Consider the following 21,113-nt stretch of genomic DNA (forward strand, 5'->3'; position numbering starts at 1 on the left):
TCATACCCCTCGGTCAACCCATCCATGCGGCTGAACTTTTCGTGATCGAAGGACAGTTGCCCCATTCGGGGCTCTACCCTTCACAGGGTGAATCACCTGATGCCCTGCGAAGCCGATCCCGAAACCACCGAAGGCGAACTTCCCGGTCTGCTCCCCTCCGGGCTGCGCAGCGAACTCATCGCGTTCCGGCGTGACTTGCATATGAACCCGGAGCTGGGAAACCGTGAGTTCCGTACCACCGCGCAGGTCCGGGCGAGGCTGGAAAAGGCAGGGCTCAGACCGCGTACGCTCGCCGGTGGCACCGGGCTGATCTGCGACATCGGGCGGGACAGCGCCTCGTACGCCGCCACCGGCGGCCGGCGGCCCGTCCTCGCGCTGCGCGCCGATCTCGACGCGCTGCCCATCCCGGACACCAAGACCGTCCCCTATCGCTCGACCATCCCCAAGATGGCCCACGCCTGTGGCCATGACGTCCACACCACCGTCGTCCTGGGCGCCGGACTGGTCCTGGCGGACCTGGCCGAGCAGGGGCTGCTGCCCAATCCGGTGCGGCTGATCTTCCAGCCCGCCGAGGAGGTGCTGCCCGGTGGCGCGCTCGACGCGATCGAGTGCGGGGCGCTGGACGGGGTGGGCCGCATCATCGCCGTGCACTGCGACCCCAAGGTGGAGGTCGGCCGGCTGGGCCTGCGGACCGGCCCCATCACCTCCGCCTGCGACCGGCTGGAGATCCGCCTCGCCGGCCCCGGCGGCCACACCGCCCGCCCCCACCTCACCACTGATCTGGTGACGGCCGCCGCCCGGATCGCCACCGACGTCCCGGCCGTGCTCGCCCGGCGGGCCGACGCCCGCTCGGGGCTCTCCCTCACCTGGGGACGGCTGGAGACCGGGCACGCCCCCAATGTCATCCCGCAGCACGCCGAGCTCTCCGGCACGGTCCGCTGCCTGGACCTCCACGCCTGGCGGGAGGCCGCCGACCTGGTGCACGCCGCGGTCGACGAGGTCGCCGCCCTCCACCGGGCCAAGACGGAGATCGACTACATCCGCGGTGTCCCGCCCGTGGTCAACGACGGCGAGGTCACCGGGCTGCTCCGGCGCGCCATGGCCGCCCGCCGGGGGAGGTATTCCCTGGAGGACACCGAGCAGAGCCTGGGCGGCGAGGACTTCTCCTGGTACCTGGAGCACGTACCGGGCGCGATGGCCCGGCTCGGGGTCCGTCCGGTGGGGGATACGACCCGCCGTGACCTGCATTGCGGCGATTTCGATGTCGACGAGGAAGCGATCACCGTAGGAGTGGAGCTCTTTACCGCCGCAGCATTGCTGGACGGCAACCGAATGTAGGCATTCGGGTCAAGAAGGGTTGACGACGATCCGATAACGGCTTCCTAGCACCCCTTTTATCTGTATCTACGCGCGTTACGATGCCCGCGAAAGACAGCGCCAATGGAGGCGCTTCGAGTGAAGGGGCCCCTCGTGCGCCGGGTATCCACTATCGCCGTCGCGGGCATCAGCACCGCGGCTCTCGCATTCACTCTCACCGCCTGTGGTGAGTCCTCTACCGAGTCCAGCAGCGGCGGAAAGGGCGTCGGCCTGGCGTTCGACGTCGGCGGCCGTGACGACCACTCCTTCAACGAGTCCGCCGCCCGTGGCGTGGACAAGGCCCAGAAGGAGCTCGGTGTCCAGAGCAAGCTGATGACCGCCAAGAACGGTGAGACCGAGGCCGACCGCGAGCAGCGGCTGACCTCCCTCGCCGAGTCCGGGTACAACCCCGTCATCGGCGTCGGCTTCAACTACTCGAAGTCGATCGAGAAGGTCGCCAAGGACTTCCCGAAGACCACCTTCGGCATCGTCGACTCGGTCGCCCCGGGCAACAACATCGACAGCATCACCTTCGGTGAGCACGAGGGCTCCTACCTCGCGGGTGTCGCCGCCGCCCTGAAGTCCAAGAACCACAAGGTCGGCTTCATCGGTGGTGTGAACAACGCCCTCATCCAGAAGTTCCAGGCCGGTTTCGAGCAGGGCGCGAAGGACACGGACTCCAACGTCCAGGTCACCTCGCAGTACCTGTACCCGAACAACGACAAGGGCTTCAACGACCCGGCGGCCGCCAAGGACAAGGCCAAGGGCATGCTCGACTCGGGCATCGACGTGATCTACACCGCCGCCGGTCTCTCCGGCAACGGTTCGATCGAGGCCATCTCCGGCCAGAAGGGCGCCTGGGCGATCGGTGTCGACTCCGACCAGTACCAGCAGCCCGGCCTGGAGAAGTACAAGAGCTCCATCCTCACCTCCGTGGTGAAGAACGTGGACGTGGCGGTCTTCGACCTCATCAAGAGCGTCAAGGACGGCAAGCCGCTGACGGGCCCGCACGCCTACCTGCTCAAGGACGGCGGCGTGTCGCTGGCCACCTCCGGTGGTCAGATCGACGACATCAAGGACAAGATCGAGGCCGCGAAGAAGAAGATCGTGGACGGCCAGGTCAAGGTCCGCACCGCCCCGTGACGTGAGTGACCGGTTCCGGCCGGTCCGTCATGACGTCATGACAGCGGGCCCGCGGTGGGGGAGCTCCCCCACCGCGGGCCCGTACATACGAGCCAACGCTACGCGCGTAGCGCGGCGTTGACGCGTGTAGCGTCGCCCCCGCCCCGCCGAACCCTCCGACCCCCGCACGGTTGGTCCGGCTTCCTCCCGCTCCCTTCCCCGAGGAGAGTGCGCCATCAAAGCGTCCACCGAAGAGCCCAAGAAGGAGCCAGCCGCACCGGCGGTAGAGCTCGCGGGCATCACCAAGCGGTTCCCCGGCGTCGTGGCCAACCACGACATCCACCTCACGGTCCGCCGCGGCACCGTCCACGCCCTCTGCGGCGAGAACGGCGCCGGCAAGTCGACCCTGATGAAGATCCTCTACGGCATGCAGAAGCCGGACGAGGGCACCATCACCCTCGACGGCGAGCAGGTCTCCCTGTCCAGCCCCGCCGACGCCATCTCGCGCGGCATCGGCATGGTGCACCAGCACTTCATGCTGGCCGACAACCTCACGGTGCTGGAGAACGTCGTCCTCGGCGCCGAGAAGCTCCACGGCATCGGCAACAAGGCCCGTAAGAAGATCAAGGAGATCTCCGACTCCTACGGCCTGGGCGTGCGCCCCGACGTCCTCGTCGAGGACCTCGGCGTCGCCGACCGCCAGCGCGTGGAGATCCTCAAGGTCCTCTACCGGGGTGCCCGCACCCTGATCCTCGACGAGCCCACCGCCGTCCTGGTCCCCCAGGAGGTCGACGCGCTCTTCGACAACCTGCGCGAGCTCAAGGCCGAGGGCCTGACGGTCATCTTCATCTCGCACAAGCTGGGCGAGGTGCTCTCCGTCGCCGACGACATCACCGTCATCCGGCGCGGCACCACCGTCGGCACCGCGATCCCCAGCGAGACCACCCCCAAGCAGCTCGCCGAGCTGATGGTGGGCGAGGAGCTGCCCTCGCCGGAGACCCGTGAGTCCACGGTCACCGACGTGCCCATGCTCACCGTCGACGGTCTCCACCTGTCCGCCACCGACTCCGACGGCGTCGTCCGCGCGGTGCTCGACGGCATCACCTTCACCATCCACAAGGGCGAGGTCCTCGGCCTCGCGGGTGTCGAGGGCAACGGCCAGGCGGAGCTCGTCGAGGCCATCATGGGCATGCGGACCCCGGACGGCGGCGTCCTCACCCTCGACGGCGCCGACATCACCAGGACCCCCACGCGCAAGCGCCGCGAGGACGGCATCGGGTACATCCCCGAGGACCGCCACCGCCACGGCCTGCTGCTGGAGGCCCCGCTGTGGGAGAACCGCATCCTCGGCCACGTCACCGAGAAGCCCAACAGCAAGGGCGGGCTCCTCGACACCAAGGCCGCCCGTGAGGACACCGAGCGGATCGTCCGCGAGTACGACGTCCGTACGCCCGGTATCGAGGTCACCGCGGCCTCCCTGTCCGGCGGCAACCAGCAGAAGCTGATCGTCGGCCGCGAGATGAGCCACAACCCCAAGCTCCTCATCGCCGCGCACCCCACCCGGGGCGTGGACGTCGGCGCGCAGGCGCAGATCTGGGACCAGATCCGCGAGGCGCGCCGCGAGGGCCTGGCGGTGCTGCTGATCTCCGCCGACCTGGACGAGCTGATCGGCCTCTCCGACACGCTCCGGGTGATGTTCCGCGGCCGTCTGGTCGCCGACGCGGACCCCGCGACGATCACCCCGGAGGAGCTGGGCTCCGCCATGACGGGCGCGGCGTCGGGCCACCTCGAGCACGAGGAGGGCTCCGAGGAGGCCTCGGAGACCCCGGATTCCGGGGACGCCCCGGAGGCCCCGGCGGACCCGGAGACCCCCGGGACCCCGGCCGAGGACGACGAGTCCTCGGAGAAGAAGACCGACAAGAACGACGAGAACCCGGAAGGCGGTGACTCGAAGTGAAGAAGTTCGACAAGAACAAGCTGATCCTTGGCCTCGCCGCCCCGGCCCTGGCCATCGTCACCGCGCTGCTGATCACCTCGATCATCATCGGGGCCACCGGCAAGGACCCCTTCCACGCCTACCAGGTGATGGTGGACTTCGGCTCCAAGGCCGACAGCCAGGTCTGGATCATCAACAAGGCGACGCCGTACTACCTGTCCGCGCTGGCCGTGGCCATCGGCTTCCGGATGAACCTGTTCAACATCGGCGTCGACGGCCAGTACCGCATCGCGGCGTTCTTCGCCGCCGTGGTCGGCGGCGCGCTGACGATGCCGGGCATCATCCAGATCCCGCTGATCATCATCGTCGCGATGGCGGTCGGCGCCCTCTGGGCCGGTATCGCCGGTCTGCTGAAGGTCACCCGCGGCGTCAACGAGGTCATCAGCACGATCATGCTGAACGCCATCGGCGCCTCGGTGATCGGCTACTTCCTCCAGGACGGCCGCCTCGCGCAGAAGGAGGGCAACCTGATCCACACGCCCTACCTGCCCGACTCGGCCCACTTCTTCGAGATCCCGACCCAGCCCAAGCCCATCTACGGCTTCGTGGTGATCGCCGCCCTCGCCGGCGCCGCCTACTGGTTCGTCCTCAACCGCACCCGCTTCGGCTTCGACCTCCGCACCGTCGGCCGGTCCGAGTCCGCGGCCCACGCCTCCGGCGTGAGCGTCAAGCGCATGGTGATCACCTCCATGCTGCTCTCCGGTGCCATCGCCGGTCTCGTCGGCATGCCGACCCTGCTCGGCGTGTCGTACAACTACGGCACCGACTTCCCGGCCGGTATCGGCTTCACCGGTATCGCCATCGCGCTGCTCGGCCGCAACAACCCCATCGGCATGGCGCTCGCCGCCCTGCTCTGGGGCTTCCTGGAGCGCACCGGCACCCAGCTGGAGTTCGAGGGCTACGCCCAGGAGATCGTCGGCGTGATCCAGGGCGTCATCGTCCTGTGCGTCGTCATCGCCTACGAGATCGTGCGCCGGTACGGCCTCAAGGCCCAGCAGCGCAAGGTCGGCGAGGAACTCGCCGCCCAGGCCCGTAAGAGCGACAAGGCGGAGGTTTCCGCGTGAGCACCACCTTCACCTCCGCCATCGCGGAGAAGCTGTCCGGCAGGAACCGGCCGGAGGGCAAGCGGGGCAAGCTCTCGACCCCCGTCGTCCTGATGGTCATCGCGGGCGCGATGATCCTGCTGGCCGCCCTGCGCGAGATCACCGGCGCCAACGACCTGACCTCCTCCGGTCAGTTCTCCGGCGCCCTCGCCGCCGCCGTGCCCATCGGCCTCGCCGGTCTCGGCGGTCTGTGGGCCGAGCGCGCCGGTGTCGTCAACATCGGCCTCGAGGGCATGATGATGCTCGGCACGTTCTGTGCCGGCTGGATGGGCTGGCAGCACGGCCCGTGGGTGGCGGCCCTCGCCGGCGTCGTCGGCGGTGCCGTCGGCGGTCTCATCCACGCCATCGCGACCGTCACCTTCAACGTCGACCACATCATCTCCGGTGTGGCGATCAACATCCTGGCCCTGGGCGTCACCCAGTACCTGGCCAAGATGTGGTTCGGCGCCGAGGGCAGCGCCGCGCAGAAGGCGGGCGGCAACGACAAGCAGTCGCCGGTCATGGAGAACATGCCCAACTTCTCCATCCCGGGCCTGTCCGACTGGCTCCACTCGATCGAGAAGCACCACTGGTTCCTCGTCTCCGACGTCGCCGGTGTCCTCGACGGCCTCGTCTCCGACGTGTCCTGGCTGACGATCGTCGCCGCGCTGCTGTTCGTCGGCACGTTCTTCGTGCTGTGGCGCTCGGCCTTCGGTCTGCGCCTGCGCTCCTGCGGCGAGAGCCCGGTGGCCGCCGAGTCCCTCGGCGTCAACGTCTATAAGTACAAGTACGCGGCCGTCGTCGTCTCCGGCGCCATGGCCGGCCTCGGTGGCGCGTTCCTCGCCATCGGCACTCACATGTACTCCGACGGCCAGACCGGTGGCCGCGGCTACATCGGTCTCGCCACGATGATCTTCGGTAACTGGCGGCCGGGCGGCGTCGCCATGGGCGCCGGCCTGTTCGGCTTCATGGACAGCCTCCAGCTGCGCTCCGGCGGCCCGACCGTCCACGCCCTGCTGCTGCTCGTGGCGGTGCTGCTGGCCGGCCTGGCCCTGTGGCGCCTGAAGCAGGGCAAGAAGAAGCCGGCGGTCATCAGCGGTGTCGTCGCCGCGGCCCTGGTCCTCTGGTACGCGCTGACCAAGACCGTTCCGCTGGAGTTCGTCGACGCCACCCCGTACGTCGCGACCCTGCTGGTCCTGTCGCTGTCCGCGCAACGCCTGCGGATGCCCAAGGCCGACGGCAAGCCGTACCGGAAGGGTCAGGGCAAGTGACCTCCTCCGTGAACTGGGAGACCGGGTTCGATTGGGAGGGCTTGCGTGCGCAGGCCCGGGACGCCATGTCCCGGGCCTACGCCCCGTACTCCAACTTCCCCGTGGGCTCGGCCGCCCTCGTGGACGACGGCCGCGTCGTCACCGGCTGCAATGTGGAGAACGCCGCCTACGGCGTCGCCCTGTGCGCCGAGTGCGGCATGGTCTCCGAGCTGATCGCCACCGGCGGCGGCCGCCTGACCCACTTCACCTGCTGCGACCGCCACGGCAACGTCCTGATGCCGTGCGGCCGCTGCCGTCAGCTCCTCTGGGAGCACGGCGGCCCCGAGCTGGAAGTGGACACGACGAAGGGCATCCGCCCTCTGGCGGAACTGCTGCCCGACGCGTTTGGGCCCGCCGACCTGAATCGTTGAAGATGTTCCCAAGCGCCGGACGGGCTGATGCTTCAGCCCGTCCGGGTCACTTTCCGGCCCCGGGAAGCCCTGAGGACGCACGAACTTAAGGAAAATGTGCTGATGGACGCCATTTCCGTTATCCGCACCAAGCGTGACCGCGGCCGTCTGAGCGACGAGCAGATCGACTGGATGATCGACGCGTACACGCGCGGCGAGGTCGCCGACGAGCAGATGTCCGCGCTCGCGATGGCCATCCTGCTCAACGGCATGGACCGCGCGGAGATCGCCCGCTGGACCGCCGCGATGATCAAGTCCGGCGAGCGCATGGACTTCTCCTCCCTGCCCGTGCCCACCGCGGACAAGCACTCCACCGGTGGCGTCGGCGACAAGATCACCCTCCCGCTGGCCCCCCTCGTCGCCGCCTGCGGCGCGGCCGTCCCGCAGCTCTCCGGCCGCGGCCTCGGCCACACCGGTGGCACCCTCGACAAGCTGGAGTCCATCCCCGGCTGGCGCGCGCTGCTCTCCAACGACGAGATGCTGGACGTCCTGCGCAACGTGGGCTCGGTCATCTGCGCCGCCGGCGACGGCCTGGCCCCGGCCGACAAGAAGCTCTACGCCCTGCGCGACGTGACGGGCACGGTGGAGGCGATCCCCCTGATCGCGAGCTCCATCATGTCGAAGAAGATCGCCGAGGGCACGGGCTCCCTCGTCCTGGACGTCAAGGTCGGCTCCGGCGCCTTCATGAAGAACCTCGCGGACGCCCGTGAGCTCGCCTCCACGATGGTCGGCCTCGGCACCGACCACGGCGTCAGGACCGTGGCCCTGCTCACCGACATGTCGACCCCGCTCGGCCTCACCGCGGGCAACGCCCTCGAGGTCCGCGAGTCCGTCGAGGTCCTCGCGGGCGGTGGCCCGGCGGACGTCGTCGAGCTCACCATCGCCCTGGCGCGCGAGATGCTCGACGCGGCCGGCATCAAGGACGCCGACCCGGCCAAGGCGCTGGCCGACGGCTCCGCGATGGACGTCTGGCGCCGCATGATCATCGCCCAGGGCGGCGACCCGGACGCCACCCTGCCGGTCGCCCGTGAGCAGCACGTGGTGACGGCCGCCGAGTCCGGCGTCCTCACCAAGCTGGACGCCTACGCGGTGGGTGTCTCGGCGTGGCGCCTGGGCGCGGGCCGCGCCCGCAAGGAGGACCCGGTGCAGGCCGGCGCGGGCATCGAGATGCACGCCAAGCCGGGCGACACGGTCACGGCGGGCCAGCCGCTGATGACCCTCAACACGGACACCCCGGAGAAGTTCGAGTACGCGCTCAAGGCTCTTGAGGGCGGCGTCGAGATCTCCCCGGCGGGTACGGACTTCACGCCGAACCCGATCGTGCTGGACCGCATCGCGTAAGCACCGCTGACGGGCCGCTGACAGGCCGCTGACGCGCCGAAAGCCCCCGCCTCGCCCAGTGCGAGGCGGGGGCTTTCGCTCTGCCCGAGGGGGCGCGAGTGCGGAGCCGCCGCCCATGTTTTGTATATTGCGCAAGCCAGGAACTGTTAGCGCGCGTGCCCCGTTGATCATGCGACGGGGACCGGGACAGTGGTTTGTGGAGGACGTACATGGGTGTGCCCCTGACCAAGGGCGGCAATGTGTCGCTGACCAAGCAGGCCCCGGGCCTGACTGCGGTGACGGTCGGGCTGGGCTGGCGGGTCCGTCCCGCCGCGGGCGCCGACTACGACCTGGACGCCAGCGCCCTGCTGTGCGACCAGGCCGGCAAGGTGCTCTCCGACCGGCACTTCGTCTTCTTCAACAACCTTCGCAGCCCCGACGGTTCGGTCACCCATTCCGGGGACGTGAGCTCGTCCGGGGGAGAGGACCGCGAGCAGATCCAGGTCGACCTCGGAAGAGTCCCGGAGACGGTGACGAAGATCGTCTTCCCCGTCTCCCTCTACGAGGCCGAACAACGCAGGCAGACGTTCGGACAGCTCGACAGCGCCCACATCCGCGTCGTCGACCGGGCGGACGGCAGGGAGCTGGCCCGCTACGACCTGAAGGGCGACGGCTCCACGGAGACCGCGATGGTCTTCGGCGAGCTCTACCGCCACGGCGCGGAATGGAAGTTCCGCGCGATCGGGCAGGGGTACGCGTCGGGGCTCGCGGGCATCGCGACGGACTACGGCGTGGACGTACTGAGGGAGGCGGCGACGGCTGCGCCTACGCCTGTGCCTGCGCCTACGCCTGTGCCTGCGCCTGTGCCGACTCCGGTCCTGGCCGCTCCGCCCGTCCCGTCGGCCCCACCGGCCGCCCAGGCTCCGACTCCAGCCACCGCATCCGCACCCCCCGCAATCGACTTCGTATCAGGGAGCTCCACCGTGACGTGCTTCTTCGACCCGAGCCATGGCCCCGGCATGACGACGGTCCTGTGGTCCCCGCAGTGGGGCGTCCCCCGCCAGATCCAGACCTGCGGCGGCTGCGCCCAGCACGTCCAGACCACGCCGCCGCCGTACTACATGCCGCAGCAGCCCCAGGCCGGCTACCCCCAGCCGGTCCAGCAGGGCTACCCGCAGCCGGCTCAGCAGGGCTACCCCCAGCAGCAGCCCCCCGCCGGCTACCCGCAGCAGCAGGGCGGCCAGCAGCAGGGCCGCCGCTTCGGCACCGGCGCCCTCATCGGCGCGGGCGCGGCGGGCCTCGTCGGCGGCGCGCTCCTCAACGAGGCGATGAGCGACGACGAGCCGGACGTGGTCATCAACAACTACTACGAGGAAGACTGACCCCGGCTGACACCCGGAGTCGATGAGTGAGCCCCCGGGCCCGGGGGCTCCTCACGCGGCGGTGGTGCGGGCCAGGAAGAGGCCCGTCCGTGTTTCCAGTTCGAGCGCGCCGCCGTGGGCGTCGATCGTCCGTGAGACATCGGAGAGCAGCGCCCGGCGCGTCTCCTCCGTGAGGATCAGGTACGAGGAGAGCGACGACAGCAGGTCGATGGTCCCGGCCGTGGTGCGGGTGTGCCGCGAGAGGTACAGGCGGTGTTCCAGGTCGGTGAATCCCTCCTGGTCCCGTAACTCCTCCCAGACCCAGGAGTTCGGGGCCATGACCGTCTCGCGCGGCCGGGCATCGACGATCGAGTGCGGCGGCAGTCCCTGGAGGTGGCGGTGGTGCACGTCCCTCAGCTCGTGCCGGAGGGATTCGTCGGCCACCAGCCAGTCGTTCCAGAACAAGGCGATCGCCCCGCCCGGGAGCAGTAGCTCCCGCGCCCGCCTCCAGCGCACCTCCGGATCGACCCAGTGCCACGCCTGGCCGGAGAGCAACAGCCCGAATCGCCGGTCCGAGGCCGGCCGGCTCTCGAAATCGACGTTCTCGATGGTGACATGAGGCATCGCGGCGCAGTGCCGGGCCAGCACGGCCGCCATCCGGGGATCGGGTTCGAGGCAGGTCAGCGTGACGCCGCGAGCGGCGAACGCGAGCGTCGCCTTCCCCGTACCCGCGCCGACCTCCAGCGTGTCCACGTCCACGTCCGCGCCCTGCGGCCCTGCGAACTCCAGCACGTCGGTGACGAGTTCGTCTGGATAGCCGGGCCGCGCGGCGTCGTACTGCTCGGCCGCCTCACCGAAGGCGACGCGCCGATCGTCGGCGCGGCCGATGGGATTCTCGGTCATGGCCCCATGGTGCCGCCGCCGGCCCCCGCATGACATGGAGCGCCGCCGCCCGGTCCGCCTCGCGCGGTTCCCGGCGGCGCGGGGCTATGGCGGCGGGCAGGCCGGGTGGGCGCAGCGCGCCGTACGTCGTGAAGCGGCGAACGCCACAGGTGTGGCAGCGGGATTCACCACCGGAGTGGGCCCAGCCCGGGTGATTTCGGCAGGCGGAGTGGCGGGGTGTCCTCATTGGGACCACGCCGGGAGGATGTGCGCGTCACGGAAGTGACTGCGGACGGCGACGATGGCGTCCGTGATCTTTTCCTGATCCCCCTCGGCGTCGGCCGCGCGTCGCGCGGCGATGGCCTCCTTGCACTCGAGGCATCCGACCGGCGACTTCGCGGGCCTGCGGGTGCGGTCCGGTTCCCGTCCGCTCAGCACGAACCACGTCGCCTTGCCCGGCCCGGGCCCGTGCGTGCACACGCCCCAGGCGTCGGATTCGTGCTCGATCAGCATCAGCCCGCGTCCGGACTCGTCCTCCAGGGAGGCAAGACGGCGGCGGATGGGCAGGCCCGCCGCGCCGTCGTGCACGAAAACCCGGAGGTGCTGCGGATCGGCCCACTCCGCGCTGAGCGTGATGGGTGCGCGGCAGGCCTTCGCCTGACACGCGTTGATCGCGTTCGTGACCGCCTCCGAGGTCAACGACACGGCCGTGTCGGTCAGGTCGGGCCGTCGCGTCGCCGTGAGGAGCGTGCGCACCGCCTCGCGGGCGGCGTGCACCCATGCGGGGTGGGGTGGGAAGGCGAGGGTGCAGTCGGGGTGGAGGCGGGTTGCCATGGGGGCTCCTGGGGTTCGCTCCGTCCGCGCACGGTGGCGTTGCCCGCGCCAACGGCCAACGGCCGTTTGGACGGGTGCACTTCCGCGCTGCGGGGTGTGTCGGATGAGGGCTTCGACGGTAGTGAGATGTCTTACCTTCGAGCAACGAATCACCGGATGGTTGGCCCTTGTGGGTGACGCGGGGCGAATGGAATGGATCCGTCCGATAGAGCCTCGGCAGACTGCCGACAGCGAGGAGGAGGACATGGATGCCACCCAGGAAGCAGCCGAGCGAGCGGCAACGTCGGCTCGGGGCGGAGCTGCGCAAGCTGCGTACGAGGTCGGGGATTTCGACGGATCAGGCGGCTGCCTTGCTGGAGGCCGATCGGGCGCGCATCAGCAACATCGAAGTCGGGCGTCTCGATGTGTCGAGAAACCGGCTCTACATGCTGCTGCGTGAGTACGACTGCCCGCCGGGGCCGTACTTCGACGCGCTCATGGCGCTGGCCCAGGAATCGGGTAAGGGTTGGTGGGACGCCTACAAGGATTTGCTGGGCCGAGGCGCCCTCGACCTGGCGGAGCTGGAGGCACGTTCCATCAGCGTTCGGGCTCACGAGGCATCGGTTATCCCGGGCATTCTCCAGACCGATGGCTATGCGCGCGCTGTGATCTCAAGCATCACAGGTGACCACCCCAACCTGGAACGTTGGGTCCGGTTCAGACTGGATCGGCAACGGATCCTGTGTGGTCTCCGGAGCTATCACGCGATCATCCCAGAGGCGGGACTCCGCATGCTGGTCGGGGACGTGAAGACCATGCGCATGCAGTTGCTGAGGCTTATCGAGATTGCCCGCTTGCCTCATGTGACGTTGCAGATCTTCCCTTTCGAAAAGGGTGTGTATTCCGCCCACAGCGGTTCCTTCATCCTGTACGGCGGCTCGGCTCCTGAGCTGGACACCGTGTATCGGGAGCGCCCGATCGGCGCGGACTTCCTCGGGGATGGCAGCGCTGTTGCCGACTACGCCAGAATGTTCGAGCGACTCGCCTCCATGGCTCTCGCGCCCGTCGATCCGACGGCCACACCCGAGGCCCATGAGGCGCGAGACTCGCTGAGTCTGCTCCAGCACATCCTGCATGAACTGCGATAGGTGGCAACATGTCTCAGCTGGCATGGCGGAAGTCGTCATTCAGCACTGGGCCGGAAGGCGCCTGCCTCGAAGTCGTCCCGGCCCCCGGCGGCCTCATACGCCTCCGCGAAAGCGATGACCCCACTCGCGTCATCACCACCACCCCCGCCACGTGGTCCGCGTTCCTCGCGAGTGTGAAAGCGAGGCCGTTGACCGCTACAACAGCGCTAACCACCATGTGAGGAGGCCCAAGTGGGAGATTCAAGCTGGCGGAAGTCTTCATTTAGCGTCGGGGCGGAAGGCTCCTGCCTCGAAGCCGCCCCCACCCCCGGCGGCCTCATACGTCTCCGCGAGAGCGACGACCCCGCCCGGGTCGTCACGACCACCCCCACCGTCTGGGCGGCCCTCCTCGTGGCCGTAAAGGCGGGTCGAGTCCCGTTCTGACCGAAAGGTCTATCGCGGGTGATCACGGCTGATCACTAACGTCCGGTGTGTTGTCGTGATCAATCACCGTTGGGGGAACATCATGCTGTTTCGTCGTCTCGCTGCCGGTCTCGGCGCTGTCGCGCTCGCTGTCGGGGGGACGGCCGTGTCGGCCCACGCCGCCGGCGCCACGGCAAAGGGCGCGAAGGCGTGCCCGGTCGTCGTCGGCGTCGAGGGCGCATACCTGCCCGACGGTAGCGACCCGAGCCGCTACTACTCCTGCCACAAGGGCATCCGGTACGACCACGCCTGCCCGGAAGGCTCCGTGTGGGACGCCACGGACAAGCAGTGCGCGGCGGTGGACAAGGCGCACGTGACGGCCACCGGCCTCAAGGCGGGCGAGGCGAAGCTGACCCGCACCCCGCTGGGGGTGAAGGGCCTCAACGCCAAGGTCACCTACGACGGCGGCCGGTACCTGCCCGGCGCCCCCGTCACCTTCGCCACGCTCGACGGCACGACCCTGTGCACCGCGCGTACCGGCCTTCTCGGTACCGCCTCCTGTGACGCCGAGGGCGTGTCCGTCACGGCGGACCAGCTGCTGCGTGGTTACACCGCCACCTACGACGGCATCAGCACGCTCACCGGCTCCACCGGCAAGGGCGCCGTAGCCGCTCGATAGCCGCCGCCGAGGCCGTCGTCCCCGGCGGCCAGCAGCCGGTACCGTCCCGGCGAGGTCCCGTACTCCCGCTTGAACGCGTTGGCGAAGGCGAACTGTGACGCGTAGCCGACGCGTTCGGCGACGGTCGCCAGGGTCGCGTCCGAGTTCCGGAGGAGCCCGGCGGCGAGGGTCAGGCGCCACCACGTCACGTAGGTCAGCGGTGGCCTTCCGACCAGCGTGGTGAAACGGCGGGAAAACGCTGCCCGAGAGAGGCCCGCCGTGGCCGCGAGCGAGGCGACCGTCCATGGGCGGGCCGGTTCCGTGTGGAGGGCGCGGAGGGCGGCGCCCGTCGTGGGGTCGGCCAGGGCGCGGCACCAGCCGGTGGTGGCCACGGTGGAACGGGCCTCGTAGACCGCGCGCATCAGGTGGATGAGCAGCAGCTCCAGCAGGGAGGGCAGGGCGGCGTCCGTGCCCTGACCCGGAGACTCCAGCTCATCGCCGAGCAGCCGGATGACCGTGTGCAGCGACGGGTGCAAGGTGGCGCGTGCGGACAGGGGGACGAAAGTGGGGAAGTCCGCCAGGAGGGGATGGGCCCGGGCCTGGTCCATGCGGTAGCCGCCGGTGAGCAGTACGGTGGGCGGGTGGTCGGCGGAAGCCGTCAGGGTGTGCGGCGTGCCGTGCGGCAGGAAGACGGCGTCGCCCTTGACGAGCGTCACCGCTTCCCCCGGAGCCCGGGGTATCAGCCGGCAGGAGCCGTCCAGCACCACGTGGAAGCCGGCGCCGCCGAAGGGCGGGATGCCCATCTCCCAGTGGCCCTGCTGTCGTGTCAGCGTCGAGCACGGCCGCCCGGTGCGCAGGGCGGCGAGGGTGTCGCTGAGAACGTCCATGCCGTGAGTATGCGCGAGCGGTCGCGAGCAGGTGCGAGACGATCGCGTATACACCGTGGACGATGACGTATTGGGCGTCTTCCGGACGCTCCCTAGCGTCGTACCCATGCAAACGATCACCTTGGGCGCGGTGGAGATCACCCGCATCGTGGAATGGCACGCCCCGGCAGCGGCGCCCATCACCGAGATCTTTCCCGACAGCACGCCACGGATGTGGCGGGAGAACGAGTCGTGGCTGGCCCCCGACTTCTGGGACCCGGGCACCGACAGGCTCGGCGTCGCCGTACAGACGTGGCTGCTGCGCAGCGAGGGGCGGACGATCCTCGTCGACACCGGGCTCGGCAACGACAAGGAGCGCCCGGACCGGCCGGTCTGGTCACGGTTGCGAGGGGACTTCCTGGAGCGGCTGGCCGCCGTCGGGGTGCGGCCGGAGGACGTGGACGTCGTGGTCAACACCCACCTGCACGCCGATCACGTCGGCTGGAACACCCGGCTGGTGGCGGGGGAGTGGGTGCCCACCTTCCCCAACGCCACCTACCTCGTCCCCAGGGCGGACTTCGAGCACTGGGGACGGCCGGAAGCGGCCGCCGGGCCTGCGGGCGCCGCGTTCGCGGACAGTGTGCTGCCGGTCCGGCGTGCCGGGCAGGCCGTCCTATGGGACGGGAGTGACGGGAGCGACGGCGAGTACCGCATCGACGGCAGCCTCGCCCTCGCGCCCGCTCCCGGGCACACCCCCGGCTCGTCGGTCCTCCGGCTGGCGTCCGGAACGGATCGGGCGGTGTTCGTGGGCGACCTCGTGCACAGCCCGTTGCAGTTCGCCGAACCCGGCTGCGACACGTGCCTGAGCGAGGACCAGGTGGAGGCGACGCGTTCCCGGCGGAGGATCCTGGAAGAGGCCGCCGACACCCGGTCGTTGATCTTCCCGGCGCATCTGCCGGGGCATGGGGCGGCGGAGGTGCGGCGGGACGGTGACAAGTTCGCCTTGTCGCGCTGGGCGCCGTTCGCGTCGATCTGATCGGGGAAGTGCGTACCTCCGCTGCGCGCCCCTTGTGCGCCTCAAGCGCCCTGCCCTATCGGCCATTTGGGTACTCAGAGGGGCGATAGGGTCGCTGTGCGTGCCAATGGCACGCCCTCCTCCAAGGAAGGACCGGGCCCCACGTCCTCGGGGCCCGGCCCGAATCCAACAGGCGCGGTCGACCGGGAACTTTGGCCGCCTTTGTGGAGGAGGGCGGGCAATGGCTCGTCACCGTAAGCCGACTCTGATCGAGCGGATCTACTTCGTAGTCCGTGAGTTCGGGAGGTGGCTGATCGGCCGGTGACCGACGATCCCCCGAATACCTGGGGACCGTCGGTCGGATGACCGGCTGAACGGTGTGGCCCTCGTCTGGATGCCTGGTCCGGGCGGGGGCCTCTTTGTGCGGTGACCGACGATCCCCAGAAGGATTGGGGACCGGCGGTCAACTGAACGCCCGTGCGGTGTTCTGGCCCTCGTCTGGATTCTCGGTCCGGGCGGGGGCCTTCCTGCATCAGCGCCGCACGGTTAGTCCCGGCCCGCACGGCACCGGGCGCCCCCGAAAGGACGCCGCCCCCACCGTACCGAATCCGCCCCCCAACTTCAGCCCCCCACACGCCCAACGGGTGAACGGCAGCGCGCTCCCGTGACGAAGGGGCCGCACCCGCCGCCTGTCAAGAGCGGGTGCGGCCCCTCCGGGCTCAGTGAAGCGCGCGTCGCGCGCCAAGCGCCTAGCGGCGGGCCGCCGCGATGAGGAGGCGGCGCTGGACCGCCGCGCGGTGGGTCGCGTAGAGGGTGATCGACGCGGCGGTCACCATGGCCAGCAGGCCCAGGACGACCGTGCCGTCCCAGCCCCCCGCGCGGAAGGCGATCGCGCCGAGCGTGCCGCCGACCGAGCTGCCCGCGTAGTACGCGAACTGGTAGAGGGCCGAGGCCTGGGCGCGGCCCGTCGTCGCGGTGCGGCTGACGGAGGACGAGGCCACCGCGTGGCCCGCGAAGAAGCCGGCGGTGATCAGGACCAGGCCGATCAGGATCGCGGTCAGCGAGGAGGAGACGGTGAGCAGCAGGCCCGCCGCCGTCGTGCCCACCGCGAGGTACAGCGCGCCGCGCCGGCCGAGGCGGCCGACGAGTGTGCCCGCCGCCGCCGACGAGGCCGTGCCGACCAGGTAGATCAGGAAGATGGAGCCGACGACGCCCTGCGGCAGGGAGAAGGGCGCCTCCGCCAGCCGGTAGCCGATGACGGTGTAGACCGCGCCGAAGACGGTCATGAAGAGCGCGCCGATCGCGTACAGCCGGCACAGCAGCGGGTCCGAGAGGTGGGCGCCGACGGTGCGGGCCAGGGAGCGGGCCGAGACCGTGGACGGGGTGAAGTGCCGCGCCTTGGGGATCATGAGCCGGAAGGTCAGCGCGCACACCACCGCCAGCGCGCCCACCGCGCACAGGCCCGCGCGCCAGCCCCAGGCCTGGGCCACCCAGCCGGCCAGGATCCGGCCGGTCATCCCGCCGATGGCGTTGCCCGCCACGAACAGCCCGATCGCGCCGACCAGCGCCTTGGGGCGCACCTCCTCCGCCAGGTACGCCATCGCGGAGGCCGGTACTCCGGCCAGTGCCGCGCCCTGGACCGCGCGCAGTGCGATCAGAGTGCCCAGGTCGGGGGCGAAGGGCACCAGGAGGCCGAGCAGCGCGGCGACGCAGAGGGCGACCGTCATCGTGGCCCGGCGTCCGTAGCGCTCGGAGAGGGCGCTGAGCGGGACGACCGCGAGGGCGAGGCCGCCGGTCGCGGCGGAGACGGTCCAGCTGGCCTGATCGGCCGTCACACCGAGGCCGCCGGAGATCGCGGGGAGCAGGGCCTGGGTGGAGTAGAGGAGCGCGAAGGTGGCGACACCGGCCGCGAAGAGCGCGAAGCTCATCCGGCGGTAGCCGGGGCCGCCGGGGACCAGCCGGGTGTCGTCGGAGTCGACGTTCGAGGAGGACGGGAGAGACGACAGGGACGGCGCGGTAGAGGCATCCGATCGTGCGATGACGACGGATGCCCCGGTATCGGCGGGAGGCATGGATCAAACGTATGCACGGTGCATCTGATGCGTCCAATGCACGGAATGGCGATAATCGATCCCATGGAGCATGACCGCAGGTCAAAGGCGTCTCTGTCACCAACTGGCAACAGGAGTGTTACCCAAGACTTTGATGGAACGCCTACGGCCGAGCTGGCCGCAGGCTCCTGGGCGGCGACCCTGACGCCGCGTCTGGCGCAGTTCACGGCCGTCGCGCGGCACGAGCACGTGACCCGGGCCGCGCACCAGCTCGGCATGCCGCAGTCCACGCTCAGCCGCTCGATGGCGCGGCTGGAGGAGGACCTGGGCGTCGCGCTGTTCGCCCGCCACGGCCGGCAGGTCTCCCTCACCGCCGCCGGGCGGGACTTCCTCGCCACGGTCGAACGTGCGCTGTGGGAGGTCGAACGGGCCGCCGAGTCCGTGAAGGCGGACGCGGACCCGGAGTCGGGCAAGATCGCGTTCGGGTTTCTCCACACGATGGGTTCCGAGACCGTACCCGAGCTCATCAGGGCCTTCCGGACGGACCACCCGCGCGTACGGTTCCAGCTGGTGCAGAACTACGGCGAGGCGATGATCGAGCGACTGCGCGACGGGGAGCTCGATCTGTGCCTGACCTCGCCGGTGCCGGACGAGCCGGATCTGGTGGCGCGCCGGCTGGACGAGCAGAAGCTGCGGCTGGTCGTGCCGGACGACCATCCGCTGGCGGCGCGCAAGCGGATCCGGCTGGCGGAGGCGGCGAACGAACTCTTCGTCACCCTCGAACCCGGGTACGGGCTGCGGAAGATCACGGACCGGCTGTGCGCGGAGGCGGGTTTCACGCCGAAGATCGCGTTCGAGGGGGAGGACCCCGAGACCCTGCGCGGCCTGGTCGCCGCCGGGCTCGGTGTCGCGCTGCTGCCGACGCCGGCGGTGCCGCGCCCCGGGGTCGTCGAGCTGACGGTGACCGCGCCCAAGGCCGTCCGCGAGATCGGGGTGGCCTGGCTGGACGGGCATCCGGACACACCGCCCGTCGCGGCGTTCAAGAGGTTCCTGCTGTCGCGGCGGGGGCAACTGCTCCTGCACAGGTGACACCGCTGGGATGAGCCCTCAGTGCCGCAGCGACTCCCCGAACCCCGCCGCCAGCGGCATCCGCAACCCCAGCGGCGGCGGGGCCGCGAAGGCGTCCGCCACCGGGCGGGCGTACGGGTGGCCCAGCAACGAGCCGCGGACGAAATCGGCGGCGAGGGCGAGGACTTCGGGGCGGTGCTGGTGGAGGGCGTGGCCGTCGGAGTGGACCTCGAAGCGGCAGATGTCGCGGTTGAGCTTCTTGGCGCGTTCGGCGAGGCGGTAGGACAGGTCCGGGTCCGTGCGCTCGTCGTTGGTGCCGTGGACGATCAGCACCCGGCGGCCCGCCAGCTGGCGCACCGGGTCGGGGGCGAGGACGGCGTCGGGCTCGGGCAGCCAGGGGGAGACCGCCAGCACCGACACCACGGCCGGATGCCCGGCGGCGAGCAGGGCGGCGCGGGCGCCCATGCCCGTACCGGCCAGGCACACCGGTACGTCGCCGTAGCGCCGCACCGCCTCGTCCGCCGCCCAGCGGGCGTCCCGTGCCGGATCGGCGGCCGGACCGTTCCAGCCGCGGTGGCGGTAGCGCAGGACGTGGACGGCCAGGCCCTCCCCGCCGCCCGCCCGGGTCAGCCGGCGGGCCAGGGGGCGCTGGGCGGCCAGCGCGCGGTACGAGGGACGGCGCACTCCCGCGGCCGGTCCGCCGGGCAGCAGCAGGGCCACCGCCTGCACGGTCGGGCCGGGGGGACGGCCGTCGGCGCCGAGGGGTTTGCCGAGGCGGGGGGCCGGAAGGACGGCTCCCGCGGGGCCGTCCGGGTCGCTGGGGTCTCGCTGCGGCAACGCTTGCTGGACCATGGCAGACAACGATGGCAGAAGGACGGGTGGAGTCCACCCCGCCGATGGGTCACCGTTCCGTATCGTTCGCCGATATCTACGCGCGTAGGGGCTAGAGTGCGGAAATGACGAGCGAGACCCTCTCCCACACGATCCCGGGACAGCCGTCCCGGCCCTCTCCCGAGCAGATCCGCCGCGCTCCCAAGGTGCTGCTCCACGATCACCTCGACGGTGGTCTGCGTCCCGGTACGGTCGTCGATCTCGCGGCCGCGATCGGCTACGACAAGCTCCCCGAGACGGACCCCGACAAGCTGGGCGTCTGGTTCCGCGAGGCGGCCGACTCCGGTTCGCTGGAGCGCTATCTGGAGACCTTCGCGCACACCTGCGCCGTCATGCAGACCCGTGAGGCGCTGTTCCGGGTGGCGGCCGAGTGCGCCGAGGACCTCGCCGCGGACGGCGTCGTCTACGCCGAGGTGCGCTACGCCCCCGAGCAGCACCTGGAGGCGGGCCTCACCCTGGAGCAGGTCGTCGAGGCGGTCAACGAGGGCTTCCGCGAGGGCGAGCGCCGGGCGCGCGAGAACGGTCACCGGATCCGGGTCGGCGCGATGCTGACCGCCATGCGGCACGCCGCGCGGGCGCTGGAGATCGCCGAACTGACCAACAACTACCGTGACTCGGGCGTCGTCGGCTTCGACATCGCGGGCGCCGAGGCGGGCTTCCCTCCCACCCGCCACCTGGACGCCTTCGAGTTCCTCAAGCGCGAGAACAACCACTTCACGATCCACGCGGGCGAGGCGTTCGGTCTGCCGTCGATCTGGCAGGCCCTCCAGTGGTGCGGCGCGGACCGGCTCGGCCACGGTGTGCGGATCATCGACGACATCGAGGTCGCGGAGGACGGCACGGTCCGGCTCGGCCGACTCGCGTCCTATGTGCGGGACAAGCGCATTCCGCTGGAGATGTGCCCGACCTCCAACCTCCAGACGGCCGCCGCCACTTCGTATGAAGAGCACCCGATCGGACTTCTGCGGAAACTGCATTTCCGGGCGACCGTGAATACGGATAATCGTCTGATGAGCGGCACCAGCATGAGCCGGGAATTCGAGCACCTGGTCAAGGCCTTCGGCTACACGCTGGACGACATGCAGTGGTTCACCGTCAACGCCATGAAGTCGGCCTTCATCCCATTCGATGAACGTCTGGCCATGATCAATGACGTGATCAAGCCGGGTTACGCGGAGCTGAAGTCCGAGTGGCTGTTCCGCCAGACGGCGACCGAAACCGCCTGACCAGCAATTCCCCCCGCCGGGCCGGGTAATGCCCGACGGCGCGCAATACCGTGAAGTAGGCCGGGGCCCGGTGAGGTCCCGGCCGTGTCATTGATTGCGGGCGCGGTGGACTCGTGACTAGCTTGCAATGCCGCTC

The 21,113-nt window shown here is 70.1% G+C and carries 20 protein-coding genes and 1 pseudogene; 15 read left to right on the forward strand and 6 right to left on the reverse strand.

Annotated features, from left to right (window positions below; all coding sequences use genetic code 11):
* Positions 1 to 99: 99 nt before the first annotated feature.
* From ACFYZR_RS05455 to ACFYZR_RS05490, 8 genes and pseudogenes are all read left to right on the forward strand, one after another.
* Positions 100 to 1,338, forward strand: coding sequence for an amidohydrolase (locus ACFYZR_RS05455; RefSeq protein WP_391906031.1), 1,239 nt, complete (start codon positions 100 to 102; stop codon positions 1,336 to 1,338).
* A 132-nt stretch (positions 1,339 to 1,470) separates the two neighbouring features.
* Positions 1,471 to 2,499: a BMP family protein gene (locus ACFYZR_RS05460; RefSeq protein WP_391905349.1), complete on the forward strand. Its 1,029-nt coding sequence runs from the start codon at positions 1,471 to 1,473 to the stop codon at positions 2,497 to 2,499.
* 214 nt (positions 2,500 to 2,713) lie between these two features.
* Positions 2,714 to 4,435 carry an ATP-binding cassette domain-containing protein gene (locus ACFYZR_RS05465; RefSeq protein ID WP_391906034.1) on the forward strand — a complete coding sequence of 574 codons (1,722 nt, stop codon included), beginning with the start codon at positions 2,714 to 2,716 and terminating at the stop codon, positions 4,433 to 4,435.
* Positions 4,432 to 5,538 (forward strand): ABC transporter permease, encoded by a 1,107-nt coding sequence (locus ACFYZR_RS05470; protein WP_391905351.1) that lies wholly within the window; start codon positions 4,432 to 4,434, stop codon positions 5,536 to 5,538. The genes ACFYZR_RS05465 and ACFYZR_RS05470 overlap by 4 nt, the downstream gene beginning before the upstream one ends.
* Positions 5,535 to 6,827, forward strand: coding sequence for an ABC transporter permease (locus ACFYZR_RS05475; RefSeq protein WP_391905354.1), 1,293 nt, complete (start codon positions 5,535 to 5,537; stop codon positions 6,825 to 6,827). The genes ACFYZR_RS05470 and ACFYZR_RS05475 overlap by 4 nt, the downstream gene beginning before the upstream one ends.
* Positions 6,824 to 7,237, forward strand: coding sequence for a cytidine deaminase (locus ACFYZR_RS05480; protein WP_391905357.1), 414 nt, complete (start codon positions 6,824 to 6,826; stop codon positions 7,235 to 7,237). The genes ACFYZR_RS05475 and ACFYZR_RS05480 overlap by 4 nt, the downstream gene beginning before the upstream one ends.
* A 96-nt stretch (positions 7,238 to 7,333) precedes the next feature.
* Positions 7,334 to 8,617 (forward strand): thymidine phosphorylase, encoded by a 1,284-nt coding sequence (locus tag ACFYZR_RS05485; RefSeq protein WP_391905359.1) that lies wholly within the window; start codon positions 7,334 to 7,336, stop codon positions 8,615 to 8,617.
* A gap of 209 nt (positions 8,618 to 8,826) precedes the next feature.
* Positions 8,827 to 9,396: pseudogene (locus tag ACFYZR_RS05490) on the forward strand (TerD family protein); the annotation flags it as partial.
* A gap of 633 nt (positions 9,397 to 10,029) precedes the next feature.
* On the opposite strand, the gene ACFYZR_RS05495 reads toward ACFYZR_RS05490, so the two are convergent.
* The 3 genes from ACFYZR_RS05495 to ACFYZR_RS05505 are packed head-to-tail and all read right to left on the reverse strand — an operon-like array spanning position 10,030 to position 11,673.
* Positions 10,030 to 10,860, reverse strand: a complete 831-nt coding sequence (locus tag ACFYZR_RS05495; RefSeq protein WP_391905362.1) for a class I SAM-dependent methyltransferase — start codon at positions 10,858 to 10,860, stop codon at positions 10,030 to 10,032.
* Positions 10,808 to 11,086 carry a DUF6255 family natural product biosynthesis protein gene (locus tag ACFYZR_RS05500; RefSeq protein WP_391905365.1) on the reverse strand — a complete coding sequence of 93 codons (279 nt, stop codon included), beginning with the start codon at positions 11,084 to 11,086 and terminating at the stop codon, positions 10,808 to 10,810. The genes ACFYZR_RS05495 and ACFYZR_RS05500 overlap by 53 nt, the downstream gene beginning before the upstream one ends.
* Positions 11,083 to 11,673, reverse strand: a complete 591-nt coding sequence (locus ACFYZR_RS05505) for an ATP-binding protein (protein WP_391905367.1) — start codon at positions 11,671 to 11,673, stop codon at positions 11,083 to 11,085. Before ACFYZR_RS05505 ends, ACFYZR_RS05500 begins: the two co-directional genes overlap by 4 nt.
* Positions 11,674 to 11,921: 248 nt before the next feature.
* On the opposite strand from ACFYZR_RS05505, the gene ACFYZR_RS05510 reads away from it, so the two are divergent.
* The 4 genes from ACFYZR_RS05510 (at position 11,922) to ACFYZR_RS05525 (ending at position 13,881) form a co-directional block, all read left to right on the forward strand.
* Positions 11,922 to 12,800, forward strand: coding sequence for a helix-turn-helix domain-containing protein (locus ACFYZR_RS05510; protein WP_391905370.1), 879 nt, complete (start codon positions 11,922 to 11,924; stop codon positions 12,798 to 12,800).
* 8 nt (positions 12,801 to 12,808) lie between these two features.
* A complete protein-coding gene (locus tag ACFYZR_RS05515) occupies positions 12,809 to 13,021 on the forward strand; it encodes a DUF397 domain-containing protein (protein WP_391905372.1) in 213 nt (70 codons plus the stop codon).
* Between the two features lie 10 nt (positions 13,022 to 13,031).
* The gene (locus tag ACFYZR_RS05520) at positions 13,032 to 13,223 is read left to right on the forward strand and encodes a DUF397 domain-containing protein (protein ID WP_391905374.1); all 192 of its coding nucleotides are present in this window, start codon (positions 13,032 to 13,034) and stop codon (positions 13,221 to 13,223) included.
* 82 nt (positions 13,224 to 13,305) lie between these two features.
* Positions 13,306 to 13,881: a carbohydrate-binding module family 14 protein gene (locus tag ACFYZR_RS05525; protein WP_391905376.1), complete on the forward strand. Its 576-nt coding sequence runs from the start codon at positions 13,306 to 13,308 to the stop codon at positions 13,879 to 13,881.
* Here ACFYZR_RS05525 and ACFYZR_RS05530 read toward each other — a convergent pair.
* Positions 13,821 to 14,747, reverse strand: coding sequence for an AraC family transcriptional regulator (locus tag ACFYZR_RS05530; RefSeq protein WP_391905379.1), 927 nt, complete (start codon positions 14,745 to 14,747; stop codon positions 13,821 to 13,823). The two genes, ACFYZR_RS05525 and ACFYZR_RS05530, sit on opposite strands and share 61 nt — an antisense overlap.
* A gap of 106 nt (positions 14,748 to 14,853) precedes the next feature.
* Here ACFYZR_RS05530 and ACFYZR_RS05535 point away from each other — a divergent pair, with 106 nt between their 5' ends.
* Complete coding sequence (locus tag ACFYZR_RS05535) at positions 14,854 to 15,762, forward strand: MBL fold metallo-hydrolase (RefSeq protein ID WP_391905382.1); 909 nt, start codon at positions 14,854 to 14,856, stop codon at positions 15,760 to 15,762.
* Positions 15,763 to 16,490: 728 nt separating this feature from the next.
* On the opposite strand, the gene ACFYZR_RS05540 is transcribed toward ACFYZR_RS05535, so the two are convergent.
* Entirely contained in the window at positions 16,491 to 17,813 is a 1,323-nt protein-coding gene (locus ACFYZR_RS05540; RefSeq protein WP_391905384.1) for an MFS transporter, read from the reverse strand.
* Between the two features lie 63 nt (positions 17,814 to 17,876).
* Between ACFYZR_RS05540 and ACFYZR_RS05545 the strand changes: the two genes are divergently transcribed.
* On the forward strand, positions 17,877 to 18,881 hold the full coding sequence (locus ACFYZR_RS05545; RefSeq protein WP_391905386.1) for a LysR substrate-binding domain-containing protein: 1,005 nt from the start codon (positions 17,877 to 17,879) through the stop codon (positions 18,879 to 18,881).
* 18 nt (positions 18,882 to 18,899) lie between these two features.
* On the opposite strand, the gene ACFYZR_RS05550 is transcribed toward ACFYZR_RS05545, so the two are convergent.
* Positions 18,900 to 19,712, reverse strand: a complete 813-nt coding sequence (locus ACFYZR_RS05550) for an alpha/beta hydrolase (protein ID WP_391905388.1) — start codon at positions 19,710 to 19,712, stop codon at positions 18,900 to 18,902.
* A 104-nt stretch (positions 19,713 to 19,816) separates the two neighbouring features.
* Here ACFYZR_RS05550 and ACFYZR_RS05555 point away from each other — a divergent pair, with 104 nt between their 5' ends.
* Entirely contained in the window at positions 19,817 to 20,977 is a 1,161-nt protein-coding gene (locus ACFYZR_RS05555) for an adenosine deaminase (protein WP_391905390.1), read from the forward strand.
* Positions 20,978 to 21,113 lie beyond the last annotated feature (136 nt).

Source organism: Streptomyces sp. NPDC001678, from assembly GCF_042892945.1.
Taxonomy (GTDB): domain Bacteria; phylum Actinomycetota; class Actinomycetes; order Streptomycetales; family Streptomycetaceae; genus Streptomyces.

Excerpts from the sequence above, each read along its gene's own strand:
- ACFYZR_RS05545 (WP_391905386.1), top strand. The coding sequence starts at position 17,877 with ATGGAGCATGACCGCAGGTCAAAGGCGTCTCTGTCACCAACTGGCAAC.
- ACFYZR_RS05505 (WP_391905367.1), bottom strand. The coding sequence starts at position 11,673 with ATGGCAACCCGCCTCCACCCCGACTGCACCCTCGCCTTCCCACCCCAC.
- ACFYZR_RS05495 (WP_391905362.1), bottom strand. The coding sequence starts at position 10,860 with ATGACCGAGAATCCCATCGGCCGCGCCGACGATCGGCGCGTCGCCTTC.
- ACFYZR_RS05540 (WP_391905384.1), bottom strand. The coding sequence starts at position 17,813 with ATGCCTCCCGCCGATACCGGGGCATCCGTCGTCATCGCACGATCGGAT.
- ACFYZR_RS05555 (WP_391905390.1), top strand. The coding sequence starts at position 19,817 with ATGACGAGCGAGACCCTCTCCCACACGATCCCGGGACAGCCGTCCCGG.
- ACFYZR_RS05530 (WP_391905379.1), bottom strand. The coding sequence starts at position 14,747 with ATGGACGTTCTCAGCGACACCCTCGCCGCCCTGCGCACCGGGCGGCCG.
- ACFYZR_RS05455 (WP_391906031.1), top strand. The coding sequence starts at position 100 with ATGCCCTGCGAAGCCGATCCCGAAACCACCGAAGGCGAACTTCCCGGT.
- ACFYZR_RS05525 (WP_391905376.1), top strand. The coding sequence starts at position 13,306 with ATGCTGTTTCGTCGTCTCGCTGCCGGTCTCGGCGCTGTCGCGCTCGCT.
- ACFYZR_RS05510 (WP_391905370.1), top strand. The coding sequence starts at position 11,922 with ATGCCACCCAGGAAGCAGCCGAGCGAGCGGCAACGTCGGCTCGGGGCG.
- ACFYZR_RS05535 (WP_391905382.1), top strand. The coding sequence starts at position 14,854 with ATGCAAACGATCACCTTGGGCGCGGTGGAGATCACCCGCATCGTGGAA.
- ACFYZR_RS05500 (WP_391905365.1), bottom strand. The coding sequence starts at position 11,086 with ATGAGGACACCCCGCCACTCCGCCTGCCGAAATCACCCGGGCTGGGCC.
- ACFYZR_RS05550 (WP_391905388.1), bottom strand. The coding sequence starts at position 19,712 with ATGGTCCAGCAAGCGTTGCCGCAGCGAGACCCCAGCGACCCGGACGGC.
- ACFYZR_RS05515 (WP_391905372.1), top strand. The coding sequence starts at position 12,809 with ATGTCTCAGCTGGCATGGCGGAAGTCGTCATTCAGCACTGGGCCGGAA.